The 19,715-nt window shown below is 45.2% G+C and carries 15 protein-coding genes and 1 tRNA gene; 10 read left to right on the top strand and 6 right to left on the bottom strand.

Annotation, left to right across the window (positions count from 1 at the left end):
• Positions 1–65: 65 nt before the first annotated feature.
• Complete coding sequence (dnaG, locus tag LDX50_RS20060; protein ID WP_225697989.1) at positions 66–1,985, bottom strand: DNA primase; 1,920 nt, start codon at positions 1,983–1,985, stop codon at positions 66–68.
• A gap of 91 nt (positions 1,986–2,076) precedes the next feature.
• Between dnaG and LDX50_RS20065 the strand changes: the two genes are divergently transcribed.
• The 7 genes from LDX50_RS20065 (at position 2,077) to LDX50_RS20095 (ending at position 10,975) form a co-directional block, all read left to right on the top strand.
• The gene (locus tag LDX50_RS20065) at positions 2,077–2,574 is read left to right on the top strand and encodes a hypothetical protein (protein WP_225697990.1); all 498 of its coding nucleotides are present in this window, start codon (positions 2,077–2,079) and stop codon (positions 2,572–2,574) included.
• 85 nt (positions 2,575–2,659) lie between these two features.
• Positions 2,660–3,751 (top strand): Mrp/NBP35 family ATP-binding protein, encoded by a 1,092-nt coding sequence (locus LDX50_RS20070; protein ID WP_225697991.1) that lies wholly within the window; start codon positions 2,660–2,662, stop codon positions 3,749–3,751.
• A gap of 17 nt (positions 3,752–3,768) precedes the next feature.
• Complete coding sequence (locus LDX50_RS20075) at positions 3,769–4,056, top strand: NifU family protein (protein WP_225697992.1); 288 nt, start codon at positions 3,769–3,771, stop codon at positions 4,054–4,056.
• A 62-nt stretch (positions 4,057–4,118) separates the two neighbouring features.
• On the top strand, positions 4,119–7,106 hold the full coding sequence (locus LDX50_RS20080) for a T9SS-dependent choice-of-anchor J family protein (RefSeq protein ID WP_225697993.1): 2,988 nt from the start codon (positions 4,119–4,121) through the stop codon (positions 7,104–7,106).
• 44 nt (positions 7,107–7,150) lie between these two features.
• Complete coding sequence (locus LDX50_RS20085) at positions 7,151–8,212, top strand: D-alanine--D-alanine ligase family protein (RefSeq protein WP_225697994.1); 1,062 nt, start codon at positions 7,151–7,153, stop codon at positions 8,210–8,212.
• A gap of 61 nt (positions 8,213–8,273) precedes the next feature.
• On the top strand, positions 8,274–9,071 hold the full coding sequence (locus LDX50_RS20090; protein WP_225697995.1) for a PASTA domain-containing protein: 798 nt from the start codon (positions 8,274–8,276) through the stop codon (positions 9,069–9,071).
• Positions 9,071–10,975 carry a T9SS type A sorting domain-containing protein gene (locus LDX50_RS20095; protein ID WP_225697996.1) on the top strand — a complete coding sequence of 635 codons (1,905 nt, stop codon included), beginning with the start codon at positions 9,071–9,073 and terminating at the stop codon, positions 10,973–10,975. Before LDX50_RS20090 ends, LDX50_RS20095 begins: the two co-directional genes overlap by 1 nt.
• A gap of 1 nt (position 10,976) precedes the next feature.
• Here LDX50_RS20095 and LDX50_RS20100 read toward each other — a convergent pair whose 3' ends face one another.
• The gene (locus tag LDX50_RS20100; protein ID WP_225697997.1) at positions 10,977–12,086 is read right to left on the bottom strand and encodes a site-2 protease family protein; all 1,110 of its coding nucleotides are present in this window, start codon (positions 12,084–12,086) and stop codon (positions 10,977–10,979) included.
• Positions 12,087–12,308: 222 nt separating this feature from the next.
• On the opposite strand from LDX50_RS20100, the gene LDX50_RS20105 reads away from it, so the two are divergent.
• Together LDX50_RS20105 and LDX50_RS20110 are read left to right on the top strand one after the other, a co-directional pair.
• Complete coding sequence (locus LDX50_RS20105) at positions 12,309–13,439, top strand: tetratricopeptide repeat protein (RefSeq protein WP_225697998.1); 1,131 nt, start codon at positions 12,309–12,311, stop codon at positions 13,437–13,439.
• A 62-nt stretch (positions 13,440–13,501) separates the two neighbouring features.
• Positions 13,502–14,803, top strand: coding sequence for a GntP family permease (locus LDX50_RS20110; RefSeq protein WP_225697999.1), 1,302 nt, complete (start codon positions 13,502–13,504; stop codon positions 14,801–14,803).
• Here the strand turns inward: LDX50_RS20110 and LDX50_RS20115 are convergent.
• Positions 14,800–15,426: an HAD family hydrolase gene (locus LDX50_RS20115; protein WP_225698000.1), complete on the bottom strand. Its 627-nt coding sequence runs from the start codon at positions 15,424–15,426 to the stop codon at positions 14,800–14,802. The two genes, LDX50_RS20110 and LDX50_RS20115, sit on opposite strands and share 4 nt — an antisense overlap.
• Positions 15,427–15,580: 154 nt before the next feature.
• On the opposite strand from LDX50_RS20115, the gene LDX50_RS20120 reads away from it, so the two are divergent.
• Positions 15,581–15,654, top strand: a tRNA-Ile gene (locus LDX50_RS20120).
• Positions 15,655–16,009: 355 nt separating this feature from the next.
• Here the strand turns inward: LDX50_RS20120 and LDX50_RS20125 are convergent.
• The 3 genes from LDX50_RS20125 to LDX50_RS20135 form a co-directional block, all read right to left on the bottom strand.
• A complete protein-coding gene (locus tag LDX50_RS20125) occupies positions 16,010–16,618 on the bottom strand; it encodes a TMEM175 family protein (RefSeq protein WP_225698001.1) in 609 nt (202 codons plus the stop codon).
• A 23-nt stretch (positions 16,619–16,641) separates the two neighbouring features.
• On the bottom strand, positions 16,642–17,163 hold the full coding sequence (locus LDX50_RS20130; protein ID WP_225698002.1) for a hypothetical protein: 522 nt from the start codon (positions 17,161–17,163) through the stop codon (positions 16,642–16,644).
• A 74-nt stretch (positions 17,164–17,237) separates the two neighbouring features.
• Positions 17,238–19,613, bottom strand: coding sequence for an ABC transporter permease (locus LDX50_RS20135; protein WP_225698003.1), 2,376 nt, complete (start codon positions 19,611–19,613; stop codon positions 17,238–17,240).
• Positions 19,614–19,715 lie beyond the last annotated feature (102 nt).

Consider the following 19,715-nt stretch of genomic DNA (forward strand, 5'->3'; position numbering starts at 1 on the left):
ACCGCTTTAAAAACTCATCAGGGTTAACAATGAAATACCTGATGTCGTTCATATCTTTTCAATGTTTATTTGGGAATCACGATCCCCAGCACGTCTGCAAGCTGTTTCTCGGTTCTTTTAAGTTCCTGCTGGATGTGCAATAATTCATCAATTTCATCCGGATCAGTAGCATTTTTCAACTTCTCCTTATGTTCATCAATCAGCTTCTGAATGATACTGCGTTTCAGGCGGGCCATATTTGTAAAAAACATCCTTCCTACCAGATCCTCCTCAGAAGGAACGTAAATTTTAAACCGTTCAAACCACAGGCTGCTCACTTCATGACGATCGGAGATCAGATCCACCACGATCTTTTTTACTTCTTCCGAGCCATTTCGAATAAAATAATCTGCATCCACGGCTTCACCCGCCTGAACCCGTTTGGTGTACATGGTGAAGATTTCGCGATATATGGGGGTAATGAATTCAACATCCTCCAGTTCCTGTCGGGCTACTTCATGCATGGGCTGCTCCTCATCGTCGGGATGGGATCCAAATTTGATGAGCAACCGTATAAATTCACGTTCGTGCAGCGCTATAAGTTCTTCATGAGCTGCCGGCTGCTCCTCCGTTACAGGTTCCTGTGAATAATCGGGCAGTGGTGGCTCTGGCATATCGGGCTTACGCTGACTCCGTTGCTCCTTTATCATGAGCTTGTTGAGTTCAGACCAAAGCACTGATTCCTCCATCTCAAGCATCCGGGAAGTATCTTTTACATACACCGCCCGCTTCAGTCCATCCGGTATCTTCGAGATACTGTAAAGAATCTCCTTGATCGATTCTGCCCGTTTTATCGGATCACGAGCCGCCTCACTGGCATACAATGCCGCCTTGAAAGAAATGAAATCCTGCTCATGCTCTGCCAGATATTTCTGAAAACCCGAAGTCCCTAACTCACGCGAGTAACTGTCGGGGTCATGGCCTTCCGGAAAGACCACCGTACGCACATTCATTCCCGATTCCAGGATCATGTCAATCCCTCGCAGCGAAGCCTTTATCCCCGCCGGATCCCCATCATAGAGAACGGTGATATTCTTGGTAAACCGGCTGATCAGTTTGATCTGATCTGTGGTGAGGGCTGTACCTGAAGAAGCCACCACGTTGGGCAGATCTGCTTCATGCATCGAGATAACATCGGTATATCCTTCAACCAGGTAGCACTTATCCTGCTGACGGATGTGGTTCTTTGCCTGAAAAATACCATAAAGAACCTTGCTCTTGTGATAGACATCACTCTCGGGTGAATTCAGGTATTTCGGCTTATCGTCTTTTCGCAGTGTCCTGGCACCAAAAGCGATCACCCTGCCTGAAACGTTATGAATAGGAAAAATAACCCGTCCCCTGAAGCGGTCATAAACCTTGTCTTCAGACTTTCTTACGATAAGGCCTGCCTTTTCAAGCAATTCCTCCTTGTAGGCCCTGGCTGTGGCATCCTCGAATAAGGCAGTCCACTTCTCAAGACTGTAACCAAGCTGAAACTTTTCTATCGATTGTGAATTGATGCCCCGCTCACGGAAATAGCTTCCTGCAATGCTTCGACCTTCATCAGTATCACTGAGATTTCTTCTAAAAAAATCGGCTGCGTAATCAAGAACAATGTAGAGGCTTTCCTTTTCATTCTGAAGTTCCTGATCCTTATCAGACATCGTGGTCTCCTGAATTTCAATTCCATATTTACCGGCCAGGTAGCGGATTGCCTCCACATAACTCAACCCATCATGTTCCATCATGAAATTGATCGAGTCACCTGATTTACCGCATCCAAAACACTTGTAAATCCCTCTGTCGGGTGTTACTGAAAATGACGGTGTCTTTTCATCATGGAACGGACAGTTGGCCCATAAATATTTACCACTACCCTTTCGCTTCAGCGTAACAAAATCAGAAACGATATCAACGATATCCATTCGATCCTGCACTTCCTGTATAGTGGCCTTTGAAATCATACTGTAAATCTACTAAAATATATGGTGTCGTTCGATCCGATTTAATTTTTCGAATAATATGGTATATTCAGAATATCTAAGCCTTTTCAACATGAAAAAACCAATTATCCTTCAACTCCTGCTTGTTTTCAGCTCTTCTTTTGTCATCGCCCAGGATTCACAACTTGAAAAATTAAAAATGCTTTCCGGAACATGGCTGTTTTCTCCTGCCGACTTCTCATCGAGTGTTGACATGCCTTCACCACCCGAGACAATGATCACATGCAACGAGGTTACAGAAACCAATGGTCTTTATTGCATAGTCTATTCCAAAAATGCTACCGGCAGTTTTGAGCTTACGCAATCTGAATTAATGGCATATGACCAAATCACAGACAAAATTCACATGTTCTTTTACGATGGTAAAAGTGCTATACGTGCGGAAGGAAGTTTCAAAGGAAATTCGCTGATCTATGCCGACCTGGACATGAATGGAAATAAACTGATGGACGGCACCATTACCATTGAAAAAAATAAAATGACTCAGAAAGTGGTGACAGCCGGTGATAATCCTGCCTCACTAACATTGATCTTCCATAAGAAGAAATAAGGTAAAAGAATCCTTCATGCATTGCTGTAAAGGGAATAAATGACGTATTTTTGATGCTTCAACAAAGAACGGACAGACTGGAAATATGAAGTACGGAATTGAAGATGTTAAAAAGGCCCTTTCCACTGTAATTGATCCTGATTTAAAAAAGGATCTGGTGACGCTGAATATGGTGAAGGACATCGAGGTATTTAGTGATGCGGTAAAGTTCACTGTGGTACTAACCACCCCGGCATGCCCCCTGAAAGAAGTGATCCGGAAGGACTGTGAACGTGCCATCAATGAGCATTTGTCGCCTGAAATCCGGGCGGAGATCCTGATGACCTCAAATGTGACTACAACCCGGGACAAAGGACCTTTGTTGCCGGACGTTAAAAATATCATCGCTATAGCATCCGGAAAAGGAGGCGTAGGAAAATCAACTGTTGCCGCTAATCTGGCAGTTTCTCTTGCGCAACAGGGTGCCTCAGTAGGGCTTATCGACGCGGATATCTATGGTCCGAGCGTGCCAGTCATGTTCAATTGCGAACATGAACAACCCGGGGTTCAGCCCGTTAACGGGAAGAATATGATTATGCCACTAGAGCAATATGGTGTTAAGCTCATTTCCATTGGATTCCTCACGCCTGCCGACAATGCGGTCGTGTGGCGCGGACCTATGGCCAGCTCGGCACTTAAACAATTCATAAGTGATACGCTTTGGGGCCCCCTCGACTATCTTTTAATTGATCTGCCTCCCGGAACCAGTGATATCCACCTGACCATGGTGCAAACCGTTCCTGTGACAGGTGCAATCATTGTAACTACTCCGCAGAAGGTGGCGCTTGCGGATGCCAGAAAAGGACTTCAAATGTTCAGGCAGCCTCAGATCAATGTTCCTGTACTGGGGATTGTTGAAAATATGGCGTACTTTACTCCGCCTGAGTTGCCCGATAAAAAATATTATATTTTTGGCGAATCCGGCGGGGAGAACTTATCAAAGCAATACGATGTTCCTCTCCTAGGTCAGCTGCCGATAGAACAGGAAGTACGTGAAAGCGGTGATTCCGGTTATCCGATCGCACTGAAAAATACAGTTTCCAGTGAAGCATTCAGAAACCTTGCCGAGTCATTGGCCCAGCAGGTTGCTATAAGGAATGCCACACAGGATAAAACCAAACCAGTTGAAGTTCAATAATGGCCACTTTGAGCAAAATGAAAAAAGACGAGTTAGTTAAACGAATTGATCAGGCACTTGACAACATCCGCCCCTACCTGGAAACCGACGGGGGCAATGTTCAGATTTTAGAACTGACTGATGATATGGTCGTTCGTCTGGAATTGCTGGGCGCCTGCGGTAATTGCCCCATGTCTACCATGACCCTAAAGGCAGGTGTGGAAGAGGCCATCAAGAAGGCAGTACCTGAAGTAATTTCGGTGGAAGCCATCAATATCACCAAACCGGGAGACCCGCATGCGAAACTTCCCGATAATATGCTCTGACAGTGGCAAAATCCCGGCGAAATACATATAATTTATCAATCAGCCTGTTAATAACAGGCTTTTTGCTATTTATAAGCACTACAACATCTTTCGCCCAGGAAAAGTGTGCCATCAAGTCTTTCCAGGAATTGCAGAAAAATCAAAACTACGGCTACGAGGATCCAGCGCAATTTGAATCGTGGATGCGGGAAAAACTCAGGCAGTTAAGATCAAGGGAAGCCAATGAAAACCAGCCTCAATCAGCTCAACAGGTTATCACCATCCCGGTAGTCGTTCATATCATCAATGAAGGCGAGCTGATTGGCAATGGGACCAATTTGGCTGAAGAACAAATACTCTCCCAGATTGAGGTACTTAATGAAGATTTCAGACGCCTGAATGAAGACCGCGTCAATACCCCGTCTGTGTTTGAACCGGTAGCGGCAGATATCGAAGTGAATTTCGTACTCGCCGCCCGGGACCCCGAAGGTCTTCCCACGAATGGCATTGTTCGCAAGCAGGGAGACCGGAATATCTGGCAGCTCGCCGACAACTATGCCCTGAAAAATCTAAGTTACTGGCCGGCAGAAGATTATCTGAATATCTGGGTTACCGATCTGAATGATAACTACCTGGGTTATGCCCAGTTTCCTGTTTCCAGCCTTGCCGGGCTCGATAACGGCAGCGAATACCCATTCACGGATGGAGTAATTATTGACTACAGAGCTTTCGGGTCCAAAGAAAAATACCCGCCGGCCAATCTTATTAACCAGTATAACCTGGGACGAACCACCACCCATGAGGTCGCCCACTACCTGGGGCTTCGACACATTTGGGGCGATGGGGATTGCAGCGACGATGATTTTTGCGAGGACACCCCCCGTCAGGGCAACCCAAATTCAAATATCGGCGAACCATGTACCTTCCCGGGACCAAATAGCTGCAATACAGGACCGGGTGACCTGCCCGATATGTTCCAGAATTATATGGATTATTCAAATGATGCCTGCCTCAACCTTTTCACTCAGGACCAAAAAGACAGGATGCGTATTGTGCTCGACAATAGTCCGCGCCGACTGAGCCTTCAGTCTTCACTGGGAGCTGTTCCCCCTGTTATCGTCGCCAACGATATGGGGGTTCGGTCCATTGGTAGTCCGTCTGATTTCGTATGTCCCGGTCCCCTTATCCCGATGATCGAAGTGCGAAATTATGGCACGAATACAGTGAATTCTTTTGTTGTTGATATTGCAAAAAATGGAACTGTAATCGACACAAAAAATGTGAATGTCACCTTAGCTCCAGGCGAGATAACAACCGTTGAGATGCCGGTCGTTGAGTTTACTGGCGAGGGTGAAATATCCTTTTCCATCACAGGTGTAAACGGCGGATCTGATGGGAACCCTTTGAACGACAGCAAGTCAAAATATATTCAGGTATCTGATGAAGCATCAATCTCTATTGATTTGAATTTCAGCACATTACCAAATGATTGGATCATACAAAATCCGGACGGCCTGAGTACCTGGGAGCTCCAGCAAGCCGACAACGGAAACGCAATGAACCAGAGTCTTTACCTGAACCTTTTTGATTACGAAAATTATGGTGAACTGGACCTTTTCATTTCACCGGTAATTGATCTTACCGATGCCTCCCAGGCTTCACTTATATTCGATGTTGCCTATAGCGGATACCCCAGTGTAGATGCTAACTTCGAAGGCCTGATGATCACCGCCACCAGCGATTGCGCTTCTCCGATTTTCGCCAGCGACACGGTCTATTATAAGGTGGGATCAACATTGCGAACTGCCAGTTCAAGGACTTCACCTTTCACGCCCAGCGGACCAAATGACTGGCGTACCGATGTGGTAAACCTGACTCCCTACCTCGGCACAAAGGTGCGACTTGCATTTGTTGGAATTAACGGATATGGAAATAACCTCTATATCGATAATGTTCGTCTGGACATCGGATCATCAGTCCGTTTGCTTTCACCGGGCCCTTCCTATTGCGCTGATCGCACTGTTCCGCTTACCTTTGGAGTGGTGAACACCACTACAGAAACCATCAATTACTTTGAGCTTGATCTTCGTATCGATAACCAGCCCCAGGGTGTTTATGTATTCAACGGCAATCTGGCTTCGGGTGAAGAAATACAGATAACGACCGACATGCCGGAGCTTGCGCGAGGGTACCATTCTCTTTTTGCACAGGTGCGTAATATTAATAATTCGGGGGTCGGACTGGGTGAAAGCGGTGAATTAAGCCGGAGTTTCATTGTAAGCGACAAAACTGTTGAATTGCCAGTCCGCGAAAGTTTTGACAATTATGACCCTGAGGATCCTGCTGCCTGGCTTCCACTAACCCAGCCACCAACTACAGGATGGGAGTTGGTCTCTACCGGAAGCGGCCCTGCCATGGCTCTTTTTAATCAGAATAATAATAATCCCGGGGATTTCGATTACCTGATCGGTCCGAAATTTTCGTTACGTGATGCCGATAATGCCTTTATAACCTTTGACCTGGCGTATAAACGGGTAAATAGCACCTCCGATTCCTTCAGCGTACTTTTATCTGATGACTGCGGAATTAGCTATGACATCGTTCTCTTTTCAAGAACCGGTTCGGAGCTCGGCAATAATGATTTCAACGGACAGGAAGTTCCCGCATTACCACAGGATTGGGAGAAAATCACCATCAACCTGACACCTTACCTGGGGCAGGAAGACCTTAACATCGCCTTTCTGGGAGTGAACGGAAATGCCGGGGCAATATTTGTCGATAACATAGAATTCTTCGTGAGCAATCCGGTCGTTTCTGAAAACGGGACTCTTTTTCCCAACCCTTCAGTCAATGGACGCTTTAAGCTCACCTTCAATCTGCCTTCAAAAGAAAATGTGTTCATGCGTGTGATGGATTTAAGCGGTCGCGTGGTTAGTGAATATGAGTTTTCCGGGGTTCTGAATCAGACCTATGAATTCGATATGCAAGAGCAAAAACAGGGGGTCTATGTTATTCAGGTAAAAGGGGAAACTTTTTCCTTTGCAAAAAGGCTGATTCATGCGATATATTAATGAAAAGTGCATTATCTTGAGGGTTAATTTTATTTTTTACTTATATGAGCAAACTGCACGTAGCCGTACTTTTTGGCGGAAAATCAGTTGAACATGAGATCTCGATCAACTCAGCCAGAAATATTTTTGAATTTATAGACCGGTCGCGTTTTGAAGTATCCCTTATCGGCATATCCCGTACAGGCGGATGGTATCTGAAGAAGGAAGTAAACGCTGATATTTCGAGCGGGGAACCGCTGCGTCTGAATATGTCAGGTTCCCGCAAGGGTTTTATGCGCCTGAATAATGAAATCCTACCGATTGATGTGGTTTTCCCGGTTCTGCATGGAACAGATGGTGAGGACGGAAGCATTCAGGGTCTCCTGACTTCGTTCGAGATAACATTTGTTGGTACAGGTGTTCTTGGTTCCGCAATGAGCATGAGCAAGCTTTATACAAAAAGACTTCTCGAAGCATCCGGAATTCCGGTAAGTAAATTCCTTACCTATTCTTTTGAAGACCGGTCATCAATCCGATTCGATCATATTGAAAAAAACCTTGGTTTACCATTCATGATCAAGGCCGCCAACCTGGGTTCATCTGTTGGTGTATTTAAGGTCAAGGAAAAAAAGGGTTTTGAAGCAATAGTGGATGAGGTCTTTAAATTTGATCATACGCTGCTTTTCGAAGAGTTTGTGGAAGGCAGGGAGCTCGAATGTGCGGTTATGGGGAACCGGGACGTGAAGGCCTCACTTCCAGGCGAGGTTGTGGTAAGTTCAGATTATGAATTTTATACCTATGAAGCAAAATACCTCGATCCGGAAGCTGCGAAAATTGTGGTTCCGGCAGACATACCTGAAGATATCGCTGAAAAGATCCGGCAGCATTCCATTAAAACATATAAAACCCTCCATTGTGAAGATTTTGCCCGGGTAGACCTTTTCCTGAAAAAGGACGGAACCATCCTGATCAATGAAATTAATACGATTCCCGGATTTACAAATTCGAGTATGTTCCCGATGATGTGGAAGGAAAGAGGAATTTCATTTCAGGATCTGATCAGTCAGCTTATCGAACTGGCTATGGAACGGCACGAACAACGGAAACGGATCGTGAAGTCAAGGTGACAGACGGTTTATTTTTTACGAAGGCAAGAATTACATAATTTAGAGCGTTATTTCTCAAATCATGAATATTTTTTCAAATAATATAAAAGCATTACTGATCAACCTGGGCATCATGAGTTTGCTGCTCCTGGGTGCACTGCTTATTTTCTTCTTTGTCTATTTACCAAATAAAACCAACCACGGCGAGACCGTGACGGTACCTGACCTGGAAGGCATTCATATGGATAATGTTGAACAGTATGTTGTACAACGGAACCTTCGTTATGAAGTCAATGATTCGGCATATTCAGATGATTTCCCTCCTCTGACCATTTTGAAACAGTACCCGAAAGCTGGCTCCAAGGTTAAGGAAGGACGAAAAATATTCATTTCTGTAAATCGTGTGAACCCGCCTTCAGTACCGGTGCCGGATCTGGTAAACCAGTCCTCACTGCGAAATGCAGAGGCCGTCCTGAAGAGCAATGAATTACGCAGGGGAAATATTGACTATAAGCCAAGTCCGTTCCTCAACCTGGTTCTGGAAATGTACCATGATGGAAAGATCATCAAAGCCGGGGACAGACTCCCCAAGGGCAGTGTGATAGACCTGGTGGTGGGTAACGGGTTTGCCCGTTCCAACATCCCTACTCCCGATCTGATCGGACAGAATTATGAAGATGCCACATTTATTATTCTGGGCTCCAGCCTTCAGGTGGGACAAGTCTCCCTTGAGGTTGACACCGCACGGACAAGGGCCGTGATCATCCGTCAATCACCCAAGGCCGGAACTGAGATCAAAATGGGGGATCCTATTGACCTTTGGCTGGGAAATCCGGCCGATACCGTTAGAAATGAACCACAAGCGATGCTGAATAATTGATGAAAAGAATCATAGCTTTTATCGTCCTGCTCACCCTCCCAATGATGACATTGCGGGCTCAGATAAAGCTAATTCCGATTCAGCAAGCGCAATATCAAAAGGCCGAAAACAAAGAAAGCAAATCCGGGATATCGGCTAAAACAGATAATCAGCCATTGATACTTCCGTTTTGGGAAGATTTCTCTGCCTCACGCACACTGGATCCGTTAAAGTGGCAAAACAGTGAGAATGTCTTGTTGAATGACGGACTCACCTTCACCCCTCCCAGCCTCAATGTGGCTAGTTTCGACGGACTGGATGCCAATGGCCAACCCTATGGCAGCGGTTCTGTCAGCGGATTGGTTGACAGCCTCTCCTCTACTACAATTAATCTGAGCGGCTATTCATTTGCCGATGACATTTACATGAGTTTCTTTTATCAGGCGGGCGGACTAGGGAACATGCCGAATGACGGTGACGATTCCCTGCGTCTGGAGTTCCTCAATAACCAGGGAAACTGGATCACCGTATGGCCGGTCGCCGGGGAAACTATTATGGATGGTGATTGGCATCAGGAAATTATTCCAATCAGCTCCTCTCAATTCCTTCATTCCGGATTCCGTTTCAGGTTTCAGAGTGTTGGAAACCTGACAGGAATGTTTGATATCTGGAACCTTGATTACATTTACATCAACCGTAACAGAAACCCCACGGATAGGTCGTATCCCGATCGGGCCATTAATGAACCGTTGTCTTCTTTCGTGTCAAATTATTTCGTAGTGCCCTACGATCACTATTTGGCCAGTCAAAATATTGAGCCCTATTTCTGGATCCGAAACCTTGTTACAGGCGTATTCAATCAGAATAAAGCCTATAAATACTTCTTCAATTATCAAATTGATGTGACAGATACATTGGGAAATACTTTTCAGTTTTCCGACAGTGAATTTGTTGAACCACTGGAAAGTCCGATCGGTATCGGGGAGACGGAACAGGTTGTCATACGGGAACCATTGGCTGACTTTGGTGGAATAGATGGCGGTGATTCTGCCAGAGTTTCCATTGAGATCATCCTCGATGCTGAAGACAACCGTCCGATCAGTGATGCCGGAGATTATGATCCTTCGAAATATGCGCCCATAGATTTCCGGATCAATGATACGCTCAGGTCCACTTATTTCCTTACCGACCTCTATGCGTACGACGATGGTACAGCGGAGGCAGCAGCAGGGCTTAATTTTGCGGCCGACAGACTGGCGGTTCAATTTGAATTGCTCCCGGACAGCGGGAGAATCACCGCAGTTGATATGTACTTCCCCTTTATCGGAAGTGAACCCGCCGGAAAATCGGTTGACCTGATTATCTGGAATGATGATGAAGGTGTACCTGGCGATGTTTTGTACCGTCAACAAACAACCATTCGGCGTGAAGGCGGACTGAACAACTTTGTTCGGTATGAACTGAACCGTTCTGTAAAGGTACAGGGCACTTATTATGTAGGGTATCGCCAGAATACGAACGGTGAACTGGGTTTAGGATTGGATTTAAACACCTTCTCGGGCACAAAAATGTTCTTTAACCTGGACATCCAGTGGGAAGAAAATTCACTTGTACCGGGAAGTCTCATGCTCCGACCCGTCTTTGGAAAGGTGGACGATGTAATTGTTGGTAATGACCCATTGATCTCGGAAGAATTACAGCTATGGCCGAATCCCAGCACTGATGGGAACTTCTATTTGAGGGGCAACGTGCACTCATGGACCGTGATGGATATCACAGGAAAATCGATGAAATCAGGAAATGTCACACCGGGTCTCGGTGATCCTGTGCTGGTGGATCTCAGCACTTTCCGGTCTGGATTGTATATTCTGCAGGTAAGGCTTTCCAATGGCCAGTATCAATCCCTGAAGATCTTCAGAAAATAATTCAGCCAATTATGAACGGTGCAGGGCTGAAGGATATCACAAAAATGAGCAAGGCAATCCAACCCAATATCTGACGAGTCCTGTTCAGCGGTTCTTCATCCGTCGCTCGGGGATGTTCGATGCCAATCAGGCGACTGATCATGAATGCAAACAGCAGCCAACCGCTGTAGCCCACAAGCTCAGGATAGATCATAGGAATGAGAAACTGCGCGGTAAACATAATCAGGGCGTACATCAAAGTAGTCTGCGGAGGTTTCTTGAAACTCCGTAACACATAATAGAGAAATCCCACATACAGCGGCGCCCAGAGGAGCTCTTCCTGCGTATCATTCGGAGTGAATAATCCAAGTCCGGCATAAAACAGAAATGCCGAGAAAATAATCCTCGCCACATACGAATGAGGCTTCCACCCTATTAGTCCGTACAGCACATGACCGCCATCGAGCTGTCCTATGGGCAGTAAATTTAATGCTGTAAAGAACAAGGCGAGGAATCCTGCAAATAGAAACGGATAATGTATAATTTCATTGGCCGGGGGAATGAAGTCATCCGTTCCTGGCAAAGTTTTCTCCATGGCCAGATACAGTAGATTCTTTCCTATAGCCAGATTGATCACCGAATCGGAGTCTGCCATCGCCGCGCCCTCCTGAATGCCTGATTCCGCATATTCCGGATGGATTTCATACAGATAGGATTGATCAGGTAAATGTGTGAAGCCGTATGCGAGTGAAAGAACAGCAATCACAAATCCGGCCAGCGGTCCTGCAATACCAATATCAAAATATTTCTTTTTCGACTGAATCTTTTCCCTGATCCGGATAATTGCTCCGAGCGTTCCGACAAGGAAAAATGGGGGCAGTGGAATATAGTAAGGCAGGGTTGTATCTACGTTATGCTTACGTGCAGTGAAGTAGTGCCCGAATTCATGAACTGTAAGAAACCCAAGGAATGGCAGGGTAAAAAGTAAACCTTCCTGAAAATCCTTCCAGGTAAATTCGGTGAATCCCGGGAGTTTACCGCGCATCCAGTATTCCCCGGAAAGAGTGACTGTAACGAAGGTTGTAAGAAACAATACCAGCTGAATGATGTAGATGCGCTTAATTCCTTTCATATATCAACACCTCAATTATACGTGCAAACAATACGTGAAACAATGTTTCCATCATTTCATTAATCAACAAAAACCGGTTTTTGTTTGTAATTTCCGGTAATCTCCCCCCTCAGGGGATGCAACTATCAAAAACACGATTTTGTTGTACACCATATGGCGCGTTTATTCATTATTGTTCTTTTTCTTCTGTGCACTTTAGATGTTTCCGCACAAAAACTGCTTTTGGCGGAACAAAAGTTTGATGAGGGATTAATCCACTGGGCGCAGCGTGATTACAGCGAAGCGTTGAAATATTTCAATGATGCCATCCGAATTTATCCGAGGCTTGAAGAAGGATACCTGTACCGCGCGGATTGCAGGGCAGCACTGAATGACAATGAGGGCGCTATACAGGATTATATCCTGTACTTAAACTGGTTCCCCGAAAATCGGGAAGCCCTGTTTTCCTACAGTGAGCTAAACTACAGGCAGGGGCATTATGAGCAGGCCAGGGATGGATTCCTCCGCCTTAAAAAGCTGCCGGGGGGTGTCACCAACAGGGTTTATTACCGGCAAAAGGCCAACGAGGAAGGGGTCGAGGGTATTTTCACCACACAAACCAATGACCGGAGTTTCCTTGATAATTACCTTGGCCTCACCTACCGCGGAACCGGTCAGCTTGATAAAGCCATCTCCTATTTTGATTCTGCATTGTTTGTTCAACCGGAAAACTCAGACTACCTGACTAACCGTGCTGTTACCTACCTTGCCATGGGCATGCGCACAAAAGCGGAACAGGAATTGCGCAACGTTCTTATCATCGATCCCGGCCATACGATTGCAAAAAATACGCTGGCTATGATGATCGACGAGGAAGGCGACTCCCGCAAAGCCATTGAATTCTATTCGGAAGCTATCGCTGACAATCCGAATTCTCCCCATGCTTACCGAAGCCGTGGAAGGGCCCGGCTGCTGACCGGCGCCAATGAAGCCGCACTAAAAGACTTTAATGAAGCTATTGAGCTTGACCCCGACGAACCCACTACATGGCTGAACCGGGGGATAGTCCTGATGCGGCTCAGGTTTTACGAGGAAGCCTTTGCCGATTTTTCAAGGGCCATAGAACTGCGGCCTAATATGGCTTCAGCCTACCTCAACCGGGGCAATGTATTGTATCAGCTTGAGGAATATGGGAATGCCCTGAACGACTATGAGGTGGCACTGATGTATCAGAAGGACTATCCTCTTGCGCATTATCATAAAGGTATTACTCTCTACAATCTTGGTCGTCTGGATGAGGCCTGTAAAGAGCTCACAAAGGCCACAGGGTTATCCGTTGCAGCGGAGGCCAGACGCCGCATCTGTCCGGAATAAAACGCGCTGAGCATTGTTCCATGGGCTGATTTGATTATTTTGAATTCTATTAGCCCTGCCGAATGAGCCCGATTATTGAAATACTCCTTCTTCTTGCCGGTGTTGTTGCCGGGATTATTTTATCGATATCGGTGTTCCGGCTGCATCCGGCGATTGCCCTCGGACTGGCGGCGATTATTACAGGGTTTGTACTGGGTTTTGATATCCCAACCATCATGAATGCCCTGTACTCAGGATTCAGAAACGTGGTTTTAGGAGTAGGTATTGTAATTATCCTGGGCGCGGTTCTTGGCACATTGATGGAGCATTCGGGAGCCATGGACACGATCATCTCCTATGTATTACGCATTTTTGGAAGGGATAGACCACTGACTTCCCTTTCGGTTCTTGGCCTTGTGGTTGGGATACCGGTCTTCTGTGATTCCGGGTTTATCATTCTTTCAAGGGTTGCGAATGGCATGGCGGATCAGAACGGGATAAAACGACGCTATACGGCCATGGCACTGGCAGGCGGACTCTATACGGCCCATACCTTGATCCCGCCTACACCGGGACCTGTGGCAGCGGCCGGAAATTTAGGAATGGGCGGTGAGCTGGGTCTGGTTCTCGGAAGCGGCTTGCTGGTAAGTATCCCGATCCTGTTGGTACTGATTATGGGCACAACCTGGTTATCGAGAAATCATCGTCAGCAAACCATTGGACATCCTGAAAATCTTGTTCCTCATGCCGCATTACTCCTTCCGGTACTTGCCGCCATGATTTTAATTTCGCTGGGATCCGTTGCTTCCGCCCTGCATGAGGGTGAATTACCGCTGTGGATGAGTATTGTAGTACATCCGGTCACTGCCCTTTTCATCGGAACCATGATCGCATGGTTTCAGATCGGTGTTGAAAAAAGGAAGTTTACGCTTTGGAAGAAAGGTACTGCAGACGCGCTGCCGATTGTTTTGATCACCGGTATGGGGGGTGCTTTCGGACAAGTCCTGAAAGAAAGTTCATTATCAACCTCGTTGTCCGAGACATTTATCACCTCCGGCGGAACATTCGCTCATTTGTTGCTGATAGGATTTACAGGCGCGCTGATCATTAAAACTGCCCAGGGTTCGAGTACTGCGGCAATTGTAATTACCAGCTCAATTTTATTTCCGCTTACTGGCGGGTTATCCGGTTGGGAAACGGCGTTGCTGATTAGTGCAATCGGGTCGGGAGCAATGGCGATCTCCCATGCCAATGATTCCTACTTCTGGGTTGTTTCGAAATTTTCAGACCTGTCGGTACGCGAGAGTTACCAGTATTTCAGCGTGCTTACATTGGTGCTGGGGCTGACGGGCTTTGTTTCCTGCTGGATTTTATCGTTGATTTAGAGCAACCTGGAGCTGATGAAATCGGGAAGTGTATTGATATCCGTGAGATGATGCGTCTGGATACCCATTTCACCGGCTGCACGGATATTGAAGGGATTATCATCGATAAACAATGCCTGGGCACCCCGGATATCATGTTCAGCCAGTACGGCCTGATAAATGGCCTGATCTGGCTTTCGCAGTCCCATGCGGTGGGAATAATGTGCTTTTGTAAAGAACTGATCCAGTTCCTCGTAACCCATCTCCTGAACTTTCGAATGCACATAGCGCAGGTGGATATCATTGGTATTACTCAAAAGGAGAACTACATACTTTTCTGCCAGCTCCTCCAGCAAAGGGAACCTGTCTTCCGGAAAATCAAGAATCATCTGGTTCCAGGCCCAGTCGATCTGTTCATCGCTCACATTTGCTTTAAGAATCTCCCTCAGTCCGTCACGAAATTCAGCGTCGGATATAAAGCCCTGTTCATAGCGCAGCGGTATAGGATGGTGCAGCATTTCCTTCCAGTTAACTTCTGACTGTGGCGCCAATTCCTGAAATGCTTTAAAAGTCCGGGGCATATCCAGGTTGATCAGTACTCCACCCAGGTCGAAAATAATATGTGTCGGCTTGTTATTATCCACTTTTTGTTTTGTTTGAAAATACTATACAAATATGTAACATTGCAGTCACTTAACAAGTGAAAGGTGAAGATGAGCATAGCTCTCATCACCGCACGGCAGTGTGGAAATAGCGTTTGGGTCTATTCCCTATTCCCTATTACCCATTAGCTGCTCCGGGCCTATAGCTCAGTTGGTTAGAGCACCTGACTCATAATCAGGTGGTCCCTGGTTCGAGCCCAGGTGGGCCCACCTTCGCCCGCCATAGCTTTATACTGCTATGGCGGGCATTTTTATGCTCTTTTTGGCGGGCTATGGTGGGCGCAGCCCACTTCTTAGAATCAAAGCGAAGGCGGGAAAAAAGCCGCGACATAGTCGTGGCTTTTTTAGTTTGAGGATGCAGCAACAGGATACAGGAGTTTTGAGTGGAACGTTATTAATTTCCACCTGGGCGAGAAGTTTACCCTGAACTTGTTTAAGGATACCCACCTTCGCTTTGGCCTCAGTGGGCGAAGCAGGATACGGTTGTCTGAAAATGATTTATACTCACCAGGGCGAGAAGCCTGTCTGCCGGAGCCTTCTCTTTGATGCTTAATCCAGGTGCCTGTTAACTTTGGTTCTTGTTCCGAAAAATTATACCATAAATAACAGGAATAAAAATAAATATATAGGTACCTAAATGAATGTTAAAAGCTGCAACCGGGATTGCAATTGCGCTAATTATCGGAATTACCAGAATTTTATAAGCAATGTTTCTCTTCATGTTCCTGTCCACGGGAAACTTGAGATATTCGTTATTCGCTGTTAAATAATTCCATATGAAAAAGAGGGTAATACCCGTTATGATATGTGCCATTGCAAATATTCCCACAACAAAAAAATCATATCGGTACAATGATTTCAATTTGGAAATAAAGGGTATCAGGGAAATTGAAAACAGAAAAATGATATTTAAAACTATAATTGTCCGATTAACAAAACTCACCACATTGAAAATACGATGATGGATGATCCAGTAAATAGCGACGATCAGAAAGCTGGTGACATACGCAATTAAGGCAGGTTCCAGTTTTATTAAGAACGCCAACAAGCCATCCTGATTAAAGTCATGATCATCAGGGATATCTATTCCCAGGACCAGAAGTGTCAACGCAATTGCTATTACGCCATCACTTAAAGCATTAAGCCGCTCAGGACCAGTCTTTTCATCTTTCATTTCCTTCCACTTTATATTAATTCTTAATCAGTTGATTTTTCACCTTCGACCGCCTTGTACAATCCCTCAGATATATCAATCTCTGTATTAACAATGTCATCGATATGTTTCTGAAATTCAGGGAAGAACAATTCTCTGCGCAATTTCCAGAAAAGCCTAAACCCGGGCTGGTCCTTTACGCCTACGGCAGCCTTTGTAATTGATTCTTCTATGTGTGAATCGAGTGTTCCTTGCTGACTTAAATAGAAACTGTTTTGAAATGTCAGAAACAGGCCATGCAAACTGATGATTACCTGAAATCTTTCTTCAGAAGTTAATGAATCAGGATTTGCCATGAAATTATAGAACAGACTGCTTGATTGCTGATTATTCCCCATTTCAGTATACCATGAAGAAATGGTAGCGACCGTACTCGCAGCTGTTGCCGACTTTGTCGCCTTGGTGTTTTCTGTAAACTGAATACCGACAAAAATCAGTGAGATGACAATCGCTACGGCACCTACCACCTCGGTGACGATACTTATTTTCTGAAGTCTGTTTTCCATATTTCTCTTTGCTGCAGGAATCTTGTTGAACAGATAAGTTAGTTACAATACTACAACATCGCAATAGACAACTATCACTCCCCTCTCAGCACAGTTGAAGGATTCTTATTGGTGGTGACTGTTATCTGATACGTGAGCGTCAAAGATATCAGCATAAATAGCAATCCTCCCGAGAGTAAAAAACCTGTACCATTGATTGAAATATGATAGGCATAGTTAGCCAGCCACCCGTTCATAAGCCAATATGCCAACGGAAAAACGATGATCATCGATACCAGCGCAAGTATCATATACTCACGGCTTAATAACCGTAACGAATTTAACCAGTTGGAGCCGAGCACTCTTCTTATCGCCAGTTCTTTAAGCCTAAGTTTGATGGTATAGGCCATCATTCCGTAAAGACCGATAAATGCAATCAGTATGGCCAAAAAAGTGAAGGATGATATCAGTTTTAACTGTTTCTTTTCCTGAAGGTACTGTTGCTCCAACTCGTAATCAAGATTGCTGATTTCCAGGGGCTGGTCGGGGAAGGTATTTTTCCATAAGTCTTCAATCGAGCTATACAACCCGAAATGATCATCTGAATTTATTTTAACCAGCATATGGCGAACCCAGAGCGGTTCATAAGTGATGACTACGGGTCTGATTTGCTCATTCAGACTTTCCTGGTGAAAGTCTCTAATCACACCCGTTACAGGTCCATGCTGCAGGCTAAAATCTCCAATGGACCAGTTGATTTGCTGACCGATAGCCTCCTCAGGACTCCATCCCAACTTTTTACAGGCCGATTCATTAATGAGATAAGCCCGTTGCTTGGTTGCAAAGTTTTCCCACAAAACAGAATCCGGCTGATCTGTCGACTGCTGCAAATATTGCGGCAACTGACTGCCGGCTATAAACTCAATTCCTAATAACTCAGGGGCATTCAGATCCATTACCTGCATATCGGCAGAGATAGTGTTTTGCTCATCACCCAAAACCGTGACAGGCCCCTGATCTTTTACCGGCACAGAAGGCACCTCCATAACGGCCGTAAGATCGAGCACCCCGGATATCCTCTTCAATTCATTTTTAAAGCTTTTATATTTACGCATCACCTCTCGGTTATTATTCCTGAGAACCAGGATCTGATCACTTTCATAGCCGAGATTTTTCTGTGTCATATACGTGAACTGCCGTTGTATAATTACCATGCTGGTAATTAATAAAAGCATTGCCGAAAACTGCAGCCCTAACAAGATATACTTTTGTACACTCTTGTAACTGGCGGATGGTTTAAACCAGTTGCCGATCTGCCCAAAATCTATACGCATCATTGACAAGCCTGTAATTAATGCAGAAACGAGGGAAATAAGACCCGTCAGTGCAATCAGGCCTAAAACCATTTCCAAATAGGAAAACACAAGGCTGTGCCCAACAAATTGCTCAAAATATTTCAGGCCTGTTGTAAAAACTACGAGAGCGATGGCAGCACTGAAAAGAGCAATAATCAACGCCTCCAATACCATCTGAACTTTCATTTCTCCTTTTGGAGCCCCGAAGCTTTGTCTTAGTCCGAATTCCTTGATACGTTCAAGTGACTGTATGGTGTTGAGGTTTATGAAATTGACGGTTCCAATAATCAGCAAAAACAAACCGACAAAAATGAAGATGACGACGTACTTTATATTTCCATTGGCGACAATCTCCCTGCTCAAGTTGGAATGAAGATGAATGGAAGTAAGCGGTTGAAAATTTACAGTCAATTTATCTTCATCAGCCAAATTTTCATGGTCAGCAATGAAATCCGGCATTTTCTCCTGAATGGATTGAATATCGGCTTTATCTTTCAGAAGCATGTAAACATATGCCCAGCCTGTCCGTTCGTTCTCACTGTTAATGCTGGTGAGTAGTGTGATGGGTAAATGCGTATTTGATGGAGGGTCCTTTATGACTGCACTAACTTTGTAGGTTTCTTTGATGCCCAAATCATTGGAAATCTCCATGGTCTCACCAATTGGATCTTCACTTCCAAAATATTTTTGTGCAGAAGTGGTGGTTAGCACTACGGTATATGGTGTTAACGATTCTGCCAGGCTGCCTTTAACGATCTCAAAATCGAACAGATCGAAAACCTCCTTATCCACGGCATACGCATAGTTTTCTCTGAAATTATTACTGCCGATCTGAATGTCCCTGGTTCTGAAAGACTGAAAACGAACTAATTTATCAATCTGTGGAAAGCTGTTAGGCAATTCATTTACCCAGGTCTGGTTCATCCGGGCCCACTGGATGTCATAACCATTGGCATTTTGAAACCGATAAGTGACACGGTAAATCCTATCCACATTTTTATGGTACTTATCGAAAGACATTTCATGGGACACATAAGAAAAAATAGCCATGCAGATTAAAAAAGTCAGGGCCATTCCAAACACATTCATGGCTGTAGTCGCTTTCTTCCTCTTCATGCTACGCAGAATCACCCGAATGTAACTCTCGTACAGCGACCTGTAAAAACGGGGGCTGTTAAATGAAAATGGTTGCATAAACTGTACTACATTAAGCAGGTA

It is taken from the genome of Fulvivirga sedimenti (assembly GCF_020328055.1).